General features: G+C 60.2%; 16 protein-coding genes. 6 read left to right on the top strand and 10 right to left on the bottom strand.

Going from position 1 to position 16,463, the window contains the following annotated elements; all coding sequences use genetic code 11:
• Positions 1-7 precede the first annotated feature (7 nt).
• Positions 8-1,261, bottom strand: a complete 1,254-nt coding sequence (gene lysA, locus F6V30_RS06020) for a diaminopimelate decarboxylase (RefSeq protein ID WP_151155853.1) — start codon at positions 1,259-1,261, stop codon at positions 8-10.
• Positions 1,262-1,476: 215 nt separating this feature from the next.
• On the opposite strand from lysA, the gene F6V30_RS06015 reads away from it, so the two are divergent.
• Positions 1,477-2,055 (top strand): NUDIX hydrolase, encoded by a 579-nt coding sequence (locus tag F6V30_RS06015; protein WP_151155851.1) that lies wholly within the window; start codon positions 1,477-1,479, stop codon positions 2,053-2,055.
• 79 nt (positions 2,056-2,134) lie between these two features.
• Positions 2,135-2,650, top strand: a complete 516-nt coding sequence (tpx, locus tag F6V30_RS06010) for a thiol peroxidase (RefSeq protein ID WP_151155849.1) — start codon at positions 2,135-2,137, stop codon at positions 2,648-2,650.
• On the opposite strand, the gene F6V30_RS17275 is transcribed toward tpx, so the two are convergent.
• The 5 genes from F6V30_RS17275 to F6V30_RS05985 all read right to left on the bottom strand — a co-directional run bounded on the left by F6V30_RS17275 (position 2,611) and on the right by F6V30_RS05985 (position 7,157).
• A complete protein-coding gene (locus F6V30_RS17275; protein WP_218043305.1) occupies positions 2,611-2,844 on the bottom strand; it encodes an NAD(P)H-dependent oxidoreductase in 234 nt (77 codons plus the stop codon). The genes tpx and F6V30_RS17275 overlap by 40 nt on opposite strands.
• An 18-nt stretch (positions 2,845-2,862) precedes the next feature.
• A complete protein-coding gene (locus tag F6V30_RS06000) occupies positions 2,863-3,141 on the bottom strand; it encodes a hypothetical protein (protein ID WP_151155847.1) in 279 nt (92 codons plus the stop codon).
• 25 nt (positions 3,142-3,166) lie between these two features.
• Entirely contained in the window at positions 3,167-5,554 is a 2,388-nt protein-coding gene (locus tag F6V30_RS05995; protein WP_151155845.1) for a heavy metal translocating P-type ATPase, read from the bottom strand.
• Between the two features lie 74 nt (positions 5,555-5,628).
• Positions 5,629-6,690 (bottom strand): AI-2E family transporter, encoded by a 1,062-nt coding sequence (locus F6V30_RS05990; protein ID WP_151155843.1) that lies wholly within the window; start codon positions 6,688-6,690, stop codon positions 5,629-5,631.
• An 11-nt stretch (positions 6,691-6,701) separates the two neighbouring features.
• The gene (locus tag F6V30_RS05985) at positions 6,702-7,157 is read right to left on the bottom strand and encodes a UPF0158 family protein (RefSeq protein WP_151155841.1); all 456 of its coding nucleotides are present in this window, start codon (positions 7,155-7,157) and stop codon (positions 6,702-6,704) included.
• Between the two features lie 58 nt (positions 7,158-7,215).
• Between F6V30_RS05985 and F6V30_RS05980 the strand changes: the two genes are divergently transcribed.
• Complete coding sequence (locus F6V30_RS05980; protein ID WP_151155839.1) at positions 7,216-7,938, top strand: UDP-2,3-diacylglucosamine diphosphatase; 723 nt, start codon at positions 7,216-7,218, stop codon at positions 7,936-7,938.
• A 21-nt stretch (positions 7,939-7,959) separates the two neighbouring features.
• Here F6V30_RS05980 and F6V30_RS05975 read toward each other — a convergent pair whose 3' ends face one another.
• Positions 7,960-9,348 carry a penicillin-binding transpeptidase domain-containing protein gene (locus F6V30_RS05975; RefSeq protein WP_151155837.1) on the bottom strand — a complete coding sequence of 463 codons (1,389 nt, stop codon included), beginning with the start codon at positions 9,346-9,348 and terminating at the stop codon, positions 7,960-7,962.
• A gap of 100 nt (positions 9,349-9,448) precedes the next feature.
• Positions 9,449-10,477, bottom strand: coding sequence for an LOG family protein (locus F6V30_RS05970; RefSeq protein WP_151155834.1), 1,029 nt, complete (start codon positions 10,475-10,477; stop codon positions 9,449-9,451).
• Positions 10,478-10,694: 217 nt separating this feature from the next.
• Between F6V30_RS05970 and F6V30_RS05965 the strand changes: the two genes are divergently transcribed.
• The 3 genes from F6V30_RS05965 to F6V30_RS05955 all read left to right on the top strand — a co-directional run bounded on the left by F6V30_RS05965 (position 10,695) and on the right by F6V30_RS05955 (position 13,507).
• Positions 10,695-12,281, top strand: a complete 1,587-nt coding sequence (locus tag F6V30_RS05965) for a peptidylprolyl isomerase (protein ID WP_151155832.1) — start codon at positions 10,695-10,697, stop codon at positions 12,279-12,281.
• A gap of 10 nt (positions 12,282-12,291) precedes the next feature.
• Entirely contained in the window at positions 12,292-13,182 is an 891-nt protein-coding gene (locus F6V30_RS05960) for a phosphoribosylaminoimidazolesuccinocarboxamide synthase (RefSeq protein ID WP_151155830.1), read from the top strand.
• Positions 13,183-13,327: 145 nt separating this feature from the next.
• Positions 13,328-13,507, top strand: a complete 180-nt coding sequence (locus F6V30_RS05955) for a Rho termination factor N-terminal domain-containing protein (RefSeq protein ID WP_151155828.1) — start codon at positions 13,328-13,330, stop codon at positions 13,505-13,507.
• 59 nt (positions 13,508-13,566) lie between these two features.
• Here the strand turns inward: F6V30_RS05955 and F6V30_RS05950 are convergent, their stop codons facing one another.
• Together F6V30_RS05950 and F6V30_RS05945 are read right to left on the bottom strand one after the other, a co-directional pair.
• Positions 13,567-13,977, bottom strand: a complete 411-nt coding sequence (locus F6V30_RS05950; RefSeq protein ID WP_151155826.1) for a bacteriohemerythrin — start codon at positions 13,975-13,977, stop codon at positions 13,567-13,569.
• Positions 13,978-14,026: 49 nt separating this feature from the next.
• Positions 14,027-16,444 carry a Lon protease family protein gene (locus tag F6V30_RS05945; protein ID WP_151155824.1) on the bottom strand — a complete coding sequence of 806 codons (2,418 nt, stop codon included), beginning with the start codon at positions 16,442-16,444 and terminating at the stop codon, positions 14,027-14,029.
• Positions 16,445-16,463: the final 19 nt, after the last annotated feature.

Below are 16,463 nucleotides of genomic sequence, written 5' to 3'. Positions count from 1 at the left end.
ATTTCAATTATAGGAACGTGGCGACCTTCTCGCCCTTGACCAGGTCTTCGATCGTCTCGCGCTCGCGGATAATCTCGAATGCGCCTCCCTTGACCATCACCTCGGCCACGCGGGGGCGGCTGTTGTAGGAACTGCTCATGGCAAAACCGTAGGCACCGGCCGACATGAAGGCCATCAGGTCGCCCTGCTTGAACATCGGCACCTCCCGCTCCTTGACCAGGAAGTCGCCCGACTCGCAGATCGGCCCGACGATGTCGGCGGTGATCAGGCCGTCCTGATCCTTTTTCAGCGCCTGCACGCTATGGAAGGAGCCGTACAGGGCCGGGCGCGCCAAGTCGTTCATCCCGGCGTCGATCATGATGAAGTTCTTCTCGTCCCGCGCCTTGGTGTAGAGGCAGCGGGCAACCAGGATGCCGGCATTGCCGACGATGTTGCGGCCCGGCTCGAACACCAGGTGCAGGCCCAGATCCTTCGTGGCGGCGATGATCTCCTTGCCGTAGTCGGCCGGCAGGGGCGGTTCCTCGTTGTTGTACTGGATGCCCAGGCCGCCGCCGCAGTCGAAGTACTGCAGGTTGATACCCATCTCCTTCAGCTTGCCGATCATGATCTTCAGCTTCTCGATGGAATCGACGAAGGGGTTGACCTTGGTCAACTGGGAGCCGATGTGCATGTCGATGCCGATCACCTCGATGCCCGGCAGGCCGGCGGCGCGTTTATACTCCTCCAACGCCCGGTCGATGGTAATGCCGAATTTGGCGTTTTTCAGGCCGGTGGTGATGTAGGGATGGGTGCCGGGGTCCACGTCCGGGTTGACCCGGATGGCGATGCCGGCCTTTTTCCCCAGGCGGGAGGCGATCTCGCTGATCCTGGTCAACTCCTGCTCCGATTCCACGTTGAACATCAGGATGCCGGCATTCAGGGCGTATTCGATCTCCTCGTCCTTCTTGCCCACGCCGGAGTATACCACCTTTTTCGGATCGGCACCCGCCTTGAGCGCCCGGTACAGTTCGCCGCCGGAGACGATATCCACACCGCCGCCGAGATTGATGAAGGTTTTGAGCACCGACTGGGTGGAGTTGGCCTTGACCGAGTAGCAGACGGTGTGGGGCACCGAGGCGAAAGCACCGTCAAAGGCCTTGAAGTGCCGTTCCAAGGTGGCGTGGGAATAGACGTAGACCGGCGAGCCGACCTTGGCGACGATATCCGCGAGCCGCACGTCTTCCGCATAGAGTTCGTTGGCTTTGTACTGAAAGTGGTTCATTGCATGCCTCCCTGTATGAACTATATAATGATTTCGTAAATATTTCAGACAATAATTTGAGGAAAAAGTGGATATTTATAACATGGGGGACCTGAAAAGTCAAAAAGTATGGGATTACTTTGGTCCCCTACTCCGGCTCACGGGAAAATGGTTTTGACTTCCCTCCCCATTGCCGTTTACAGTTCCGTAAAACAAAACATGTGGCAGGTTCCTGTATGACCCTCACCTTTGATACCATCTGCGCAACCATTTCCCGGTTGCAGCACGACGAAGCGCCCGACGACGGACGCAGCCCCGCAGCGGTGGCCATGGTTCTGGTTGAACGGTCCGCCGGCCTCCATCTGCTGTTCCTGGAGCGGGCAACCGACGAGCGCGACCCCTGGTCCGGCAACCTGGCATTTCCCGGGGGACGGGTCGAGCCGGGGGAGACACTGCGCCAGGCCGCCGAGCGGGAAACCCGCGAGGAGGCGGCCATCGACTTGGCTGCTGCCCGCCATTTGGGCAGACTGGGCGATATCGCCGGCGCGCACCTGCCGGTCAGGATCGCCTGTTTCGCCTACGGTTTCAGCGGCGCCCTCCCGGCAGTCACCATCAACCACGAATCGCGGGACGCCTTTTGGGTCAATCTGGCCGACCTTGCCGACCAGCGGCGACACATCACCGCTCAGGTCCATTTTCGCGGCCGACCGGTGGAGACCCCGGCCATTCGCCTGCCGCAGCCCGACAAGCCGGTGCTATGGGGCATTACCTATCGGCTGGTGATGCAGTTTCTAAAGATGCATGGCTTGTTTTGACGGGGGAGGGTTGCATTTTCCCGGTTACGGAGTAAAATTGTCCGAAAAGATACGCAGCTAATTTCAGGAGGACACGTCCATGAGCGAACGCAAAGGCATCATCACCTTCAAAGGGAACCCCATGACCCTGGTCGGACCGGAGATCAAGGTCGGGGACAAGGCACCCGATTTTACCGTGGCGGACAACGGACTGGCGGCAACCACCCTGGGAACCTACGCCGGCAAGATAAAGATCATCAGCGCCGTGCCTTCACTGGACACTCCGGTGTGCGACACGGAAACCCGCCGTTTCAACCAGGAGGCAGCCGGCCTGCCGGGCAACGTGGTGGTGCTGACCGTCAGCCAGGACCTCCCCTTTGCCCAGAAACGCTGGTGCGGCGCAGCGGGCATCGACCGGGTGGTCACCCTGTCCGACTACCGCAACCGCTCCTTCGGCAAGAACTACGGCGTTCTGATCGAAGAGTTGGTATTGCTTGCCAGGGCGGTCTTCGTGGTGGATGCCAACGATATCGTCCGCTACGTCCAGATCGTTCCCGAGGTGACCAGCGAACCGGACTACGCCGCCGCAATCGCTGCGGCCAAGGCGCTGTTGTAGGCTGTTTCCGGTTTTGGCGGGGCGATTCGCGAATCGCCCCGCATCCCCCCATCCTCTTCATCAGCCACGCCGTGTTTGTCCCCCGTCGCGCATCGCCTCGATCCCCCACGGCTCAATTCCGCGAAGACATGCTTGATGAGCAGCGAGGTATTACCCTCTTTGCGGGGACTGCCGCTGCATGCGACGATCTTCAAGAATGATCCCGTCGCGGCTCAGAAAAGAGCTTTCTTCCCTGCTTCCGTACAATACCACCACACCTCTTCCGGGTCATGGCCGGCAGGACAGGTAAGCTGCCTGAACGCTCTCGACTCTGTTTCGTAAAGATAGGCTTTCACCAGACCACGCCCAAGGTGTGCCAGCAGCACCCCGAACACCTCCCGGTCGGTGGCCTGACGGCCAAGAGCGGAAGAGACCTCGCCGACGATGGCAGGCGCCCGCTCATAGTCGAGGCACACCCATTCGAGGACGATCTCTTCCAGTTTGGTCAACACCGTCCCGCCTCCGGGGCCAGCCCCCTCACAGGCTCCGCTCCACCCGTTTCAACAGGATGGAGTTGAGCACCACCGAGACCGAAGAAAAGGCCATGGCCAGGCCGGCGTACTCCGGCTTGAGGGCTATGCCGTAACGGGAGAGCAAGCCTGCCGCAACCGGGATACCGAGGATGTTGTAGAACAGCGCCCAGAACAGGTTCTGCTTGACCTTGGCCAGGGTGGCCCGGCCGATGGCGATGGCCCGCACCACGTCCGTCAGGTCGTTGCGCATCAGGACGATATCGCCGGTTTCCTTGGCCACGTCCGTGCCGCCGCCGATGGCAATGCCGATATCCGCCCGCGCCAGGGCCGGAGCGTCGTTGATGCCGTCCCCCACCATGCCGGTGATCATACCGCGCTGCTGGTATTCCCTGACCACCTCCTGCTTGCGGTCCGGCAGCACACTGGCCTCGAAGCTGTCCACACCGGCCTGCCCGGCCACAATCGCGGCTACATCGGCGTGGTCGCCGGTAATCATGCAGGTCTGGATGCCCATGCGCCGAAATTCGGCCACCGCCTTGGCGGAACCGGGCTTGAGCGTGTCGGCGAAGGCGGCTACCCCCACCAGGGTCGTGCCGGCCGCTACGTAGATCAGCGACTTGCCGGCCCCGGCCAGTTCCCTGGCCTTATCCGCCAGTGCCTTGAGGCCGATCCCCTCTTCCTCCATCAGCCGTTCGTTGCCCACCGCCAAGCGGAACCCTTCGTGGGTGCAGGTGATACCGAAACCTCCCCGCTCCTCGAAGTCCGTTGCCGCCCCCGGCTTGATGCCCGCCTCCTCGGCCGCCCGCACCGCAGCCTGGGCCAGGGGGTGGGTCGAGTGGATCTCGGCCGTTATCAGGCACTCCAAGAGCCGCGCCGGATCAACCCCCGCCACGGCCGCCAGGTCGGTCATGGTCGGCGTGCCGATGGTCAGCGTGCCGGTTTTGTCCAGCAGCAGCACCTGCATGCGGGAGATGGCCTCCAGGGCCGAGCCCTTCTTGATGAGGATGCCCCGGGCCAGAGCCACGCCGCTCCCCACCATGATGGCGGTCGGCGTGGCAAGCCCCATGGCACAGGGGCAGGCGATCACCACGACGGCGATGGCAAAACGGAAGGCCGCCAGGAAACCTGCGTGAAGGGTATAGAACCAGATGGAAAATGTCGCAAGAGAAAGGAGGAGCACCACCGGCACGAACCAGCCGGAAACGGCATCGGCGAACCGCTGGATGGGGGCCTTGTCCCCCTGGGCCTCCCGGACCATGCGAACGATCTGGGAAAGGAGGGTAGCCTCCCCGACACGGGTGGCCCGGACCCGCAGGACGCCGTTTTTATTGATGGTGGCCCCGGTCACCGTGTCGCCGGCCTTCTTTTCCACCGGCAGGGATTCTCCGGTCACCATGGATTCGTCCACCGCGCCGTTCCCCTCGATGACCTCGCCGTCCACCGGGATCGCCTGGCCGGGCCGCACCAGCACCACGTCGCCCACCCGGATCAGGGATGCCGGCACCTCCCGCTCCCCCTCCTCCGTCACCAGGCGGGCCGTATCGGCCTGGAGATGGAGCAGCTTCTTCAGCGCCTCGCCGGCCTTGCCCCGGGCCCGGGCCTCCAGGTACTTGCCCAGGCGGATGAAGGCGATAAGCATGGCCGAGGTTTCGAAGAACACCTCCCGATGGGAGCCCAACAGGCCGGCATAGGCCAGGAGCGAATAGAAATAGGCTGCCGAGGTCCCCAGGGCCACCAGGACATCCATGTTGGCGCTGCGGTTTTTCAAGGCGCTCCAGGCGCCGCGGTAAAAGGTCAGGCCGGCCGAGAACTGGACCGCCGTGGCCAAAAGCAGATTGAGCTGCATCACGGCCCGATTGTCATGGATACCCATGGTAAGCATGATCGGCAGCGAGGCGGCCAGGGAGAAGAGGAACCAGTTGCGTTGCCGGCGGAGCGCATCGTCGGCCGAGGCCTCGGCGCCCTGCAGCTCAACCGGGGTGTAGCCGGCCTCGTGAACCATGGCAAAGATATCCGCCTTGCCGAGCTGGTGCGGGTCGAAACGCACAAACCCGGTTTCGGCCGCCAGGTTGACGATGGCGGCGGTGACGGCCGGGTTTTCCAGCAACTTCTTTTCCAGCCGGTTGACGCAGGAGGCGCAGTGCAGGCCCTGAACACCGAAGGTCAGCTCATCGGCCGGTTCGGGGCGAATCGCGCCGTATCCCAGTTTCTCGACGCGGCCGGCGATCTCCTCCAGCGAAACGACAGCTTCATCGAAACCGACGACCAACTCTTCCATGGCAAAGTTGACGGTTGCCGCGGAGACGCCGGGCTGTTTTCCGATCTCCTTCTCGATCCGGGCGGCGCAATTGGCACAGGACATGCCGGTGATTTTCATGCTGATCGTAGTCATAGGCCGACTTTCCAGAGGTCCGGTTCCCCATCCCTGATCAGGGCGAATGGGGGGGCCGGAACGTCTCGTAAGAATTAATCCCTGAAATCGCCGTTATGCAGGTGCCCCCACGTTATCTTTATGGCGGCGGCGATGGGCAGGGCCAAAAGGATACCCCAGAAACCGAGCAGTTCGCCCAGGGCCATGACCATGATGATGGTCACCAGCGGATTAAGGTTCATGGACCCCCTGAACACCAGCGGCTTGATCACGTACCCTTCCAAGAAGTAGATGACCCCGAAGGCGGCGGCGGCCTGGGCCAGGCTGGCCATGGTCTGGTATTTGAACCAGGCGAAGAACAGTGCCGGCAATGCGGCGATAAACACCCCGATAAAGGGGAGCACCGAAGCGGCCCCGGCAAAGATGCCGCTGATGATGGGGTGCGGGATATCCAGTATGAACAGCGCCGTCAGGGACAGGAACGCCACGATGATGGAAACAATGGCCTGCCCCCGCAGATACCCGCCGATACTGGTATTGACCTCGCGGCCGATACTGAGGAGCATCTCGCGGCGCTGTTCCGGGAGCCAGGAGGAGGCGGTTTCGATGATGGTCTGCTTGTAGTAGAGCATGAAAAAAACCAGGACCGGGGAGAGCACGATATTGAAGAGGTTGAAGAATATCCGCGTGGCGAAGACGTAGACCCAGGCGCCGGCCTTCTCAGCCGCCGTATCCACATTCGCCGAGACTTTGTCCAGAAGCCACTGGATCTCCTCGGAGCCGTAGCGGTCGGGAAGCCGTGACTTCCATTCCAGGGCGTCCAGCTTGATCCTCTGGATATAGGTGGGCAGTTCGGCGAGGATACCGTTCCAGCTGATGGTGAGCTTGGGGAGCATGAAGGCAAAGAAGAAAACGATCAGGATACCGAGGGCGACGTAGAGCAGCCCCAGGGCAACGAGCCGTTTCATACCATGCCGTTCGGCCTGTACGAGCAGCGGGTCGAGGAGATAGGCGATTATCCAGGAGAGCAGAAAACAGGAGATGGTATGCTGAAGAGCGTATCCGGCGGCGGCCAGCAGGCAGAGCAGCATGATGATGGCGATCAGCCGGCCATAATCGCTTCGGCGAACACTCTGGTGCTCGGTATGGTGTTCCATGGCCGCCTTCCTTACATACGCGATGAAAGCAGCGTTTCCGAATCAACCGTGAACAGATTGTTTTCGTCGAGCCAGGTTTTGACCCTGCTGGCAAGGAAATCGTCCTTCATTGCCCCGAGCCGTTCCTCCTCTTCGGGGAAGAAGGAGAGGATCTCCTTGATGTTGCCATAGGGTTTTCTACCGGCCAGGGAGCCGTTGAGTATGCTGCGCAGGCTCGGATCCTGGATGGCTCCGACGAAACCGGACATGAGCTGCCGTTCGACGCCGTAATCGAAGCGGGGAATCTCCAGAAAACGATCCCGGCCGGTATCCATCTGCTGCCAGACATCCTCGTCCTCCAACGCGGTCGGAATGAAGAAAACCTCGCCGGTATAGCGGTCGAGAAAGTATACCCGGTCGCTCTGCCCGCTGGTGAAAGCGTCCATCAGTTCATCCCAGACAATTTCCACATTATGTATAATAGCCATGACGCCTTATCCTCTTATCCTGTTGACATATCGTGCAAGTGACAGCACAATCCCCGGCATGCGAACCATCTTCCTGGCCGATGCCCACCTGAAAGCGCCGACGGACCCGAATTACCGTTTGCTGCTCCGTTTTCTCGATTCCCTGAAGGGGAACACGGAAACCCTGTTCATCATGGGCGACCTGTTTGACTTCTGGGTCGGCTTCCCCTCCCACCCATTCCGCCAGTACGACGCCGTGCTGGAGGCCCTTCTGGACCTGACCCGCAACGGTTGCCGCATCGTCTACTTCGAAGGCAACCACGACTTCCACCTGGGCACGATCTTCAGCAGGCATCTCAAGGCCGAGATCCACCGGGGGCCGGCTGTCGTGACGGTGCAGGGGAAGCGGCTCCTGCTCTGCCACGGCGACCAGATCAACCGGGAAGACCGGGGCTACCGCCTGCTGCGTTTCTTGTTGCACAACCGCCTGATTGCCGCTGCCGTCCGGCATTTTCCGCCATCCCTGGCGCTGAAGGTCAAGGAACGCCTGCAACGCACCAGCCAATCCGGCTACCAGGCCAAACGGAAACGATGGAACTACCGGGAGATCATCCTCACCTTCGCCCGCTCAGCGCAACAGCAGGGGTACGACGGGCTCGTTACCGGCCATTTCCACCTGGCGTTTCGCCAGGAACTGGGCTCCCCACCCTTTACCGTCCTCTCCCTGGGGGACTGGATGGAACAGTTCACCTACGGCGAGATGCGGGGCGGGGAGTTGCACCTGCTCACCTACCGGCCGTAAATCGCGCCAAGAGGCTGGACCCTATTTTCTGAAAAACTCTTCCAGGGCCTGCTCCCCCACCTGCGCAGACTTGATCTTCCACCGGTCCTGGTTAATGACCAGCGCCACCAGCGCTATGCGCGGTTCATGGGCCGGCGCGTAGGCGGCAAACCAGGAATAATGTCCCTTGGGTGAGACCCCGTCGATGGAACCGGTCTTGGCGGCGATATCGATCCCGGCCAGCATCGGCCTTCCCCGGCGATCATGGAAGGCGCGCCGGGAGGTGCCGCGGGTAACGGTATTGGAGAGCATCTGGGTGAGGGACGCCGCCGTTTCGGGCGATACGAGCCGACGGAGTTCACGGGGCTTATGCCCATCCTTCTCCGTTCCTGCGGCGCTGACCACCTTGTCGGTCAGGGTCGGGGCCATCATCCGTCCCTGATTGGCGATGGCCCCCATGATCACCGCCGCGTGCAGGGGCGATATCTTGACCTCGTGGTCGAGCCCTGCCCCCATCAACATCAAGGCATGGCCCGGCTGGGGGTCGCTGGCCCGGCTTGCCTTGACCGGAACGCCCGGGAAAAGCGCCTGGTTAAAGCCGAACTTATGCACGTACTCCATGACGGACGCCTTGCCGACGATATTGTTGGCGACCCGGCCGTAGACCGGGTTGATGGACTTGCCCATGGCATAGCCCACATCCATGCGGTTGTTGTTGCCCCTGGGGTTGATATCCCAGTAGCGGGGATTTTCCGAATAGGGGGCGCCCCGAAACTCGACCACCGTCTGGGGGGTGATCTTCTTGTTCTCCAGGGCGGCGGAAGCGATGATGATCTTGAACAGCGACGCCATGGGATAGAGGTCGAAGAACGCGGATTGCGTCCACTGGGGATCGACGGCAGAATAGGACGTCATGGCAAGGATCCGGCCGGTTGACGGTTCAATGGCCACAAACACCCCGAACGGCACCTGCTTTTGGGCCATGAAATCGTGAACCCGCTTCTGCAAATCGTCCTTGATGGTGTAGTGCAGGGTATCGCCGCCCGCGCTGCGGGCCGTGAGCTGTCCATCGTTCACGACCGCCGTATCGAACAGGCGCACGGCAGACTCAAAACTGCCACTGGCCGGGGGCTTGGCCGCCTCGGCCGCTTTGATGTCGGGAGTGGAGTGGGAATGGAGCCAGAGCGTCACCGCCCGCACCACGTGGGGTGACTTCTGGTACACAAGGGCGCAAACCGGCGTCAGCGCCAGTACAACGGCCAGAAACAGGAGGACATGCTTCAGCTGTTCGCGACGTTTGCCTACCGGGATGGGTAGCCGCAAGACCGTGCGTTCGCCAGATGCCTTGATTTTCCTGTTGCTGCGATAGAAGCCGAAAAGCCGGAAGGCGGAAAACTGCTTTTTTCTGGATAGATGTTTAAGGTCCTGCATGGCGTTCCGGGAATAAAGAGTCCGAGTAAGATAATGAGACTATACCGCCAATCGGCGGCCTTTGTCAACGAATGCCGGGCGCGTCCATGAGAGCGTTTGCTCAGAAGGTGTTTATCCGATGAATAAAGGCCAACAGCAGGCCGTAGTGGTGGTGGTTGAACTTCATGGTTATACGCGGCAGGGCGACCAGGTCGGGCTGATCGGCCTCTTCGGGCATTGCCCCGCAGCAGACGATATGTTCGCCGTCCTGGAGCAACTCGGGGAACTCTTCCTCAAGGGTGCGGATCTGTTCCGGGGCCAGCGTCTTGTTCAACCGGATGACGAGGCGGTGGTCGATGAAACGCATGGAGTGATAGATGCGGTAAAAGGTTTCAATGGCCTCTGCCGCTTCCTGTTCGTCCTTGGTGATGGTGAACAGGGAAAAATCCTCCCCGGAAATAAAGCCTTTCACCAGCAGGCTCTGTTTGACAAAGGCAAAGAACTGCTCCCAGTAGCCACCCTCGTCGTCCACCAGGATCAGCGGTTTGGGCGAGGTCTTGCCGGTCTGGATCAGGGTGAAGACCTCCATGGCCTCGTCCAGGGTGCCGAAACCGCCGGGGAAAACGGCGATGGCGTCGGCTTCCTTGACGAAAGCGACCTTGCGGTTGAAGAAGTATTTATAGGTGATCAGGCGCGGGTTGCGGTACATGACCGGGTTTGGCTGCTGTTCGAAGGGGAGCCGGATATTGACGGCAAAAGAATTCTCGCTGCCCGCCCCCTCGTTGCCGGCCTGCATGATACCGGGGCCGCCCCCGGTGATGATCATGTAGCCGTTATCCGCCAGGATGCGGCTGAAGCGGATGCATTTCCGGTACATCTCCTCATCCCGCCCGGTACGGGCCGAGCCGAAGATGGTGACCTTCTTGCGGCCGCGATACGGGCCGAAAACCCGGGCCGTGAACCGCATCTCGCGCAACGTGCGGTTGATCAGCTTGAGATCCGCAGGGTAATCGACCTCCTGCCCGATCTTGAGGGTCGACAGGATCATCTCGCGGGTGATCTCGGCGTGGTGAATGTCGCCGGCCGCCTCGACCAGCCGGTTGATCAACTGGTCGATTTCGGCGTTGGGCCGTGAAAAGCTGAGTTCCATTACCACATCCCCGTGCTTGGATTCGGAATCTGATCGCTCACCCTACCACAGGTCCGGGCGCAAATCAAACGCCGCAAAGAGGGCTCATCCGCCCGATCGTGAAGCCAAACAAGCATCTTGCATTCGGGTGGGACGTATAGTAGTATTTGTTTTCTTTTTCTTCCGCCACTAGGGCACTTATCCGCGAAAACCAATCTATTCAAGGAGTATTTCGGCCATGCTGGACTTCATCCGCAAGAAGAAGGAATCCTTCATCATCAAGATCGTGTTCGTCGTCATCGTGCTTTCCTTTATCGGTACCATGTTCCTCGTATGGGGCAAGGGGAGCGAGGGTGTCGGCGGGCGCGGGGGGTACGCGGCCAAGGTCAACGGCACCAAGATTCCCCTGGAAGAATACCAGAACGCCTATCAGCGCATCCGCAACATCTACCAGCAGATCTACGGCCAATCCATCACCCCCGACATGGAAAAGGCCCTGGGGCTGAAAAAGGTGGCCCTGGACAGCCTGATCGACAACTTCCTGATCGCCAAGGAAGCCAAGTCCATGGGGATCAAGGTATCCAAGGAAGAGGTGGCCAACTCCATTGAAGCCCTGCCGACCTTCCAGAAAGACGGAAAGTTCAATTTCGACCTGTACCAGCAGCTGTTGCGGAGCAACCGCCTGACCCCCAAGGACTTCGAGGAGGGACAGAAGCAGGAACTGCTGCTTTCCAAGACCCGCCAGGCCATCAAGGACAAGGCCACGGTCACTGACGACGAAGCCCTGGCCCAGTACAAAAAGGAAAACGACAAGATCGAACTGGAGTACGTGTCCTATGCGCCGAATGAGGTGATCTCCGAGGTGAAGCCGACCGATGCGGAACTCAACGACTATCTGCAGAGAAACCAGAACGAGTTCAAGACACCAGAGAAAACGGCCCTTTCCTACATCCTGCTCGATCCGGCCGCCCAGGCCGCAAAGCTGACGGTCTCCGAAGAGGAGATTCAGACCTTCTACCAGAAGAACATCGACCGCTGGCAGGGCAAAGACGGCATCCTGCCCCTCAAAGAGGTAAAGGACAGGGTCAAGGCCGACGCCCTTCGGCAGAAGGCCACCAAGCAGGCCTTTGAACTGGCGGCCGACACCCTCTACAAACATACCAAGTCGAACGATCTGAAACAGATCGCCGGACAATTGAACCTCAAGGTGCAGGAAACGCCGCTGTTCGACGCCAATGCCCCGGTGGCCGCCCTGGCCGGTGAGACGGCCGTTATCAAAAAGGCCTTTGAACTCAAGGAGGGCGAATTGGGCGGCCCGGTCGAAACCCCTAAGGGCATTTACATCATCAAGGCCAGGGAACGCAAGGCCTCGGTCGTCCCGCCGCTCAGCGAGATCAGAGCGACTTTGGAAGTGAAGGTCAAGGCCGCCAAGGCGGTGGAACTGGCCAAGAAAAAGGCTGCCGACGCGGCCCGGAAGCTAGCCGCCAAAGGAGCGCTCAAGACCCAGACCACCGGCACGTTCGGCTTCTCGGACAAAGGCAACATCCCGGTGATCGGCAACGCCCCCGACCTGATGGAGGCGGCCTTCAAGCTGACCGCGGCAGCGCCGGTAACCAACGAACCGTTCAAGGTCGGCAACCGCTGGTATGCGGCACGCCTCAAGCAACGCATCGAAGCCCCGAAAGCGGACTTCGACAAGACCAAACAGCAGCTCAAGCTGAAAATGCTGCCCAAGAAGCAGGAAGAAGCGCTGGCCGCCTGGGTAAAGGGGCTCAGGAACAAGGCCAAGATCGAGATCAACCAGACGCTTATTGCTGAAAAATAGGAGAGAGATCATGTCACAACCAGTTCTGCAGACCAATTTTCCCACCCTGAATCTTATCGCCCGGGGCAAGGTACGCGACATCTATGACTTGGGGGACACCCTGTTGTTGGTCACATCGGACCGTATCTCGGCCTTTGACGTAATCATGAACGAACCGATCCCGGACAAAGGTTTCGTGCTGACCCAGATATCCGCCTTCTGGTTCCGCCAGATGGAGGACATTGTCAAGAACCACATCATCTCCACCGATGTGGCCGATTACCCGGCGGCGTGCCGGCCCTATGCCGATGTGCTCGCGGGGCGCTCCATGCTGGTGAAAAAGGCCAAACCGTTGCCTGCGGAGTGTATCGTGCGCGGTTATGTTTCCGGCTCCGGCTGGAAAGCCTATAAGGACACCGGCTCTATCTGCGGCATCAAACTTCCGGCCGGGCTCCAGGAGTCGGACCGGTTGCCTGAGCCGATCTTCACCCCTTCCACCAAGGCGGAGCTGGGCACCCACGACGAAAACATCTCCTTCGAAAAGATGGCTGAAATCTGCGGCCGCGAACTGGCGGAGCAGGCCCGCGACTATACCGTCAGGATCTATAGCCGGGCCCGTGACTTGGCCGCCCAGAAGGGCATCATCATTGCCGACACCAAATTCGAGTTCGGCGTGTATGAGGGTGAACTGATCATCATCGACGAGTGCCTGACCCCGGACTCCAGTCGTTTCTGGCCCAAGGACCTCTACAAGCCGGGCGGCCAGCAGCCCAGCTTTGACAAGCAATTCCTGCGGGACTATCTGGAAACCCTCGATTGGGGCAAAACAGCCCCTGCCCCGCCCCTGCCGGCGGAGATCGTTGAAAAGACCGCCGAAAAGTACCGCGAGGCGCTCTTCCGTATCGCCGGCATCCGCGCATAACTTGCGTTTTCAAACCATGCCAAAAGGGCGGGCCACTGGCCCGCCCTTTTTGTTTGCGTTTTTTTACGCAACCGTTGTGGAGATTTTACCAAGCTGCGTTATTATCTTACGAGATGTCATCACCGAGATGATGGGAGAACACGGCATGAAGCTTGATGAAATCAAGGAACGGGCGAAACAGCTCAACATCAAGACAGGCAGGATGAAAAAAGCCGACCTGATACGCGCCATCCAGCAGGCCGAAGGGAACGAGCAGTGCTTCGATTCCGGCAAAGCCGTCACGTGCGGCCAGGACAACTGCCTCTGGCGGGAGGATTGCGACTGACAACGGGGAACAGGCACGGAGCCATCCCTACCGCCCCGGGAGCAATCGCCCCGTTCGCACTATTGCGCCCTGGTGGCCCGCAGGTACTTGCCCAACTCCGCATCAACCTTGGAGATGTGGTTGATCAGCCATTTGAGCAGCATGTTGTTGGTTTCCGTCACATGATGGACGGCCACCCCTTCTGACTTTATCTCGTCCTTGACCGCCTTCACCCGGGCGATGAATCCGTCATGCTCTTTTTTGTGGGCGGCATATGCGGGATAATTGCTGCTTCTCTGGATCCCCTCTTCGTCGCTGAAGTGGCTGATCACATAGTCATCGAGAAACCCCAAAAGCCTCCGCAATTCATCCATCCCCTTGCCCGCCTCGCAGGCCTTGAGCAGGCTGTCGAAACGCGCAAGCAACTCCTTATGCTGATTGTCGATCTCCGGTATGCCGATTGCCAGCGACTCTCTCCACGCGATTCCCATACCCAATCTCCCTCTTTACAGTCTTAAATCACAGACCGGTCAACCCGACTCATTTTCTTGTTTTTCTTTTACCCTTTTCTTCTTGTTTTTGCAACAGCTCCGCCATCCGCCCCAGACGGGCATCCACCAGATGGTACAGCGTCCCTTTGGGAAAGGCGCCGTTCTTGGCCCGCACTCCGGCGGGCATGCCGGTCAGGATCTCGATCCCCTGCTCGATGGTCTCCACGCTCCAGATGTGGAACTGGCCCGCTGCAACGGCGGCTACCACGTCATCATGCAACATCAGATTCCGTTCATTGGCCTTGGGGATCAGGACCCCCTGCCGCCCGGTCAGCCCCTTGGACTTGCAGACCGCAAAGAAGCCCTCGATCTTGTAGTTGGCCCCGCCGATGGGCTGGACGACGCCCCGCTGGTTGACGCTGCCGGTCACCGCGATCCCCTGTTTGATCGGGACACCGGACAAGGCGGACAGCAGGGCGTACAACTCGGTGGAGGAGGCGCTGTCCCCCTCGACGCCGTCGTAGGACTGTTCGAAACAGATGGAAGCGGAGAGGGACAGGGGATGCTTGGCGGCAAAGGTCCCTCCCAGATACCCGGTCAGGATCAGGACCCCCTTGTCGTGGATCGGGCCGGAGAGCTTGACCTCCCGCTCCACGTTGACCATGCCGGCCTGCCCGGTGTAGACCCTGGCGGTGATGCGCGAAGGACGGCCAAAGGTGTGGTCGCCGAGGGACATCACCGACAGGCCGTTGATCTGGCCGGCCACCTCCCCGTCCGTATCCACCATGATGGTGCCGTCGTCGTACAGCTCCTGCAGGCGTTCTTCGATGCGGTTCACCCGGTAGAGCTTTTCATCGGCGGCGCGCTGCACATCGGCGCTGTTCACGATGGCATGGCCGTCTTTCTGAGCCCAGAAAGCAGCCTCACGGATAAAATCGGCGATCTCCATGAACTGGGAGGAGAGTTTTTCCTGGTCTTCTACCATGCGGGCGGTGTACTCCAGCAGGCGGGCGACGCCGCTCCGGTCGAAATGCAGCAGTTTTTCGCACCGGCAGTGGGTGGCCACGAACAGGGCGTAATCCCGCATGATCTCCGGCGTGCGGGCGACCCGGCTGTCGAACTCGGCCTTGACCTTGAAGAATTTGCGGTAATCCGGGTCCAGGTGGAACAGCAGGTAGTAGATCCAGGGGGTGCCCACCAGGATGATCTTGGTCTGGAGCGGCACCGGCTCCGGCTTCAGGGATACCATGGTCATGAAGCGGTACTGTTCCAGCACGTCCTCGATCCTGATCTCGCCGGTCCGGATGCAGCGTTTGAGCGAGTCCCACACAAAGGGGTTGATCAGCACCTCACGGGCGTCGATCACCAGATAGCCGCCATTGGCCCGGTGGAGCGCCCCGGACCTGATCATGGTGAAATCGGTCACCGCCACCCCGCCGTACTGCATGACGTGCTCGATACGGCCAAAGAGATTGTTGTAGGTGGGATTCGACTCGAAGATAACCGGCGCGCCCTTGGCCTCTCGATTGTCCACCAGCACGTTGACCTCGTAGCGTTCAAAGGTCGGCTCCTGGCGCGGCATCTTCAGCCCCGGGATCTGGGACTGGGGCGCCTGGGGCTTGAAATCCTCGAGATTATTGAGGATATCCTCCTGTACCGCCTCCAGATAGGCCAACACCTTGGGAAACTCGCCATACTTCTGGCGCAGCGGGTCGAGACGATGCCCCAGGCACGACATGCCCAATTCGCGGTCGGCCTGGGCGAGCGCATCCTTGGTCGCCTTTTCGCTTTCCCGGACCTGACGCAGCACCTCGTTCAACCGTTCCGTCAGCTCCTTGCCGTCCTTTTCCAGCTTTTCGCGCTTTTTCTGGGGCAGCCCCTCATACTCCTCCTGGGTGTAGTTGCGCCCCTCCTTCTGGGGGACGACAACCAGCCCGGAGACCGTTCGCTGCAAGGTAAAACCGCGTTTCCCGCACTCCTTTTCAAGCACCTGAAACAGTTCGCTATTGGTGGCCTGATAGGTTTCCAGTATCTCGGCGCGACGGTTCTCGTACTCCCTGCTTTCCAATGCCTTGGGGATATCCTCCTTGAAGGCCTCGATCAACTCCTTCATGTCCGCGGCCAGTTCGCTGCCCATGCCGGCCGGCAGCGACAGGGATACCGCCGCATCGTGATCCTTGAAATTATGGACATACAACCAGTCGCAGGGTTGGGGCTCGCTTGCGGTCCGTTTCCTGAGAATGTTGCGGATGGTCGAGGCCCTGCCGGTGCCGGTCTCGCCTGAGATGTAGAGATTGAAGCCGGTGCCCTGCATACCGAGCCCAAACTCGATCGAACGCAGGGCCCGTTCCTGGCCGATGGCGTCTTCCAGGTCGGGAAGATCTTCGGTGGTCTCGAAATCGAAGGTATGGGGGTCGCACGTCCAACGGAGCTTTTCAGCAGGTATGAGCAGTTTGGTGGATGACATGGGGGTCTCCTGCACAAGG

This window comes from Oryzomonas sagensis (assembly GCF_008802355.1).
GTDB lineage: Bacteria > Desulfobacterota > Desulfuromonadia > Geobacterales > Pseudopelobacteraceae > Oryzomonas > Oryzomonas sagensis.
This window is presented reverse-complemented; position numbering and strand designations above follow the sequence as displayed.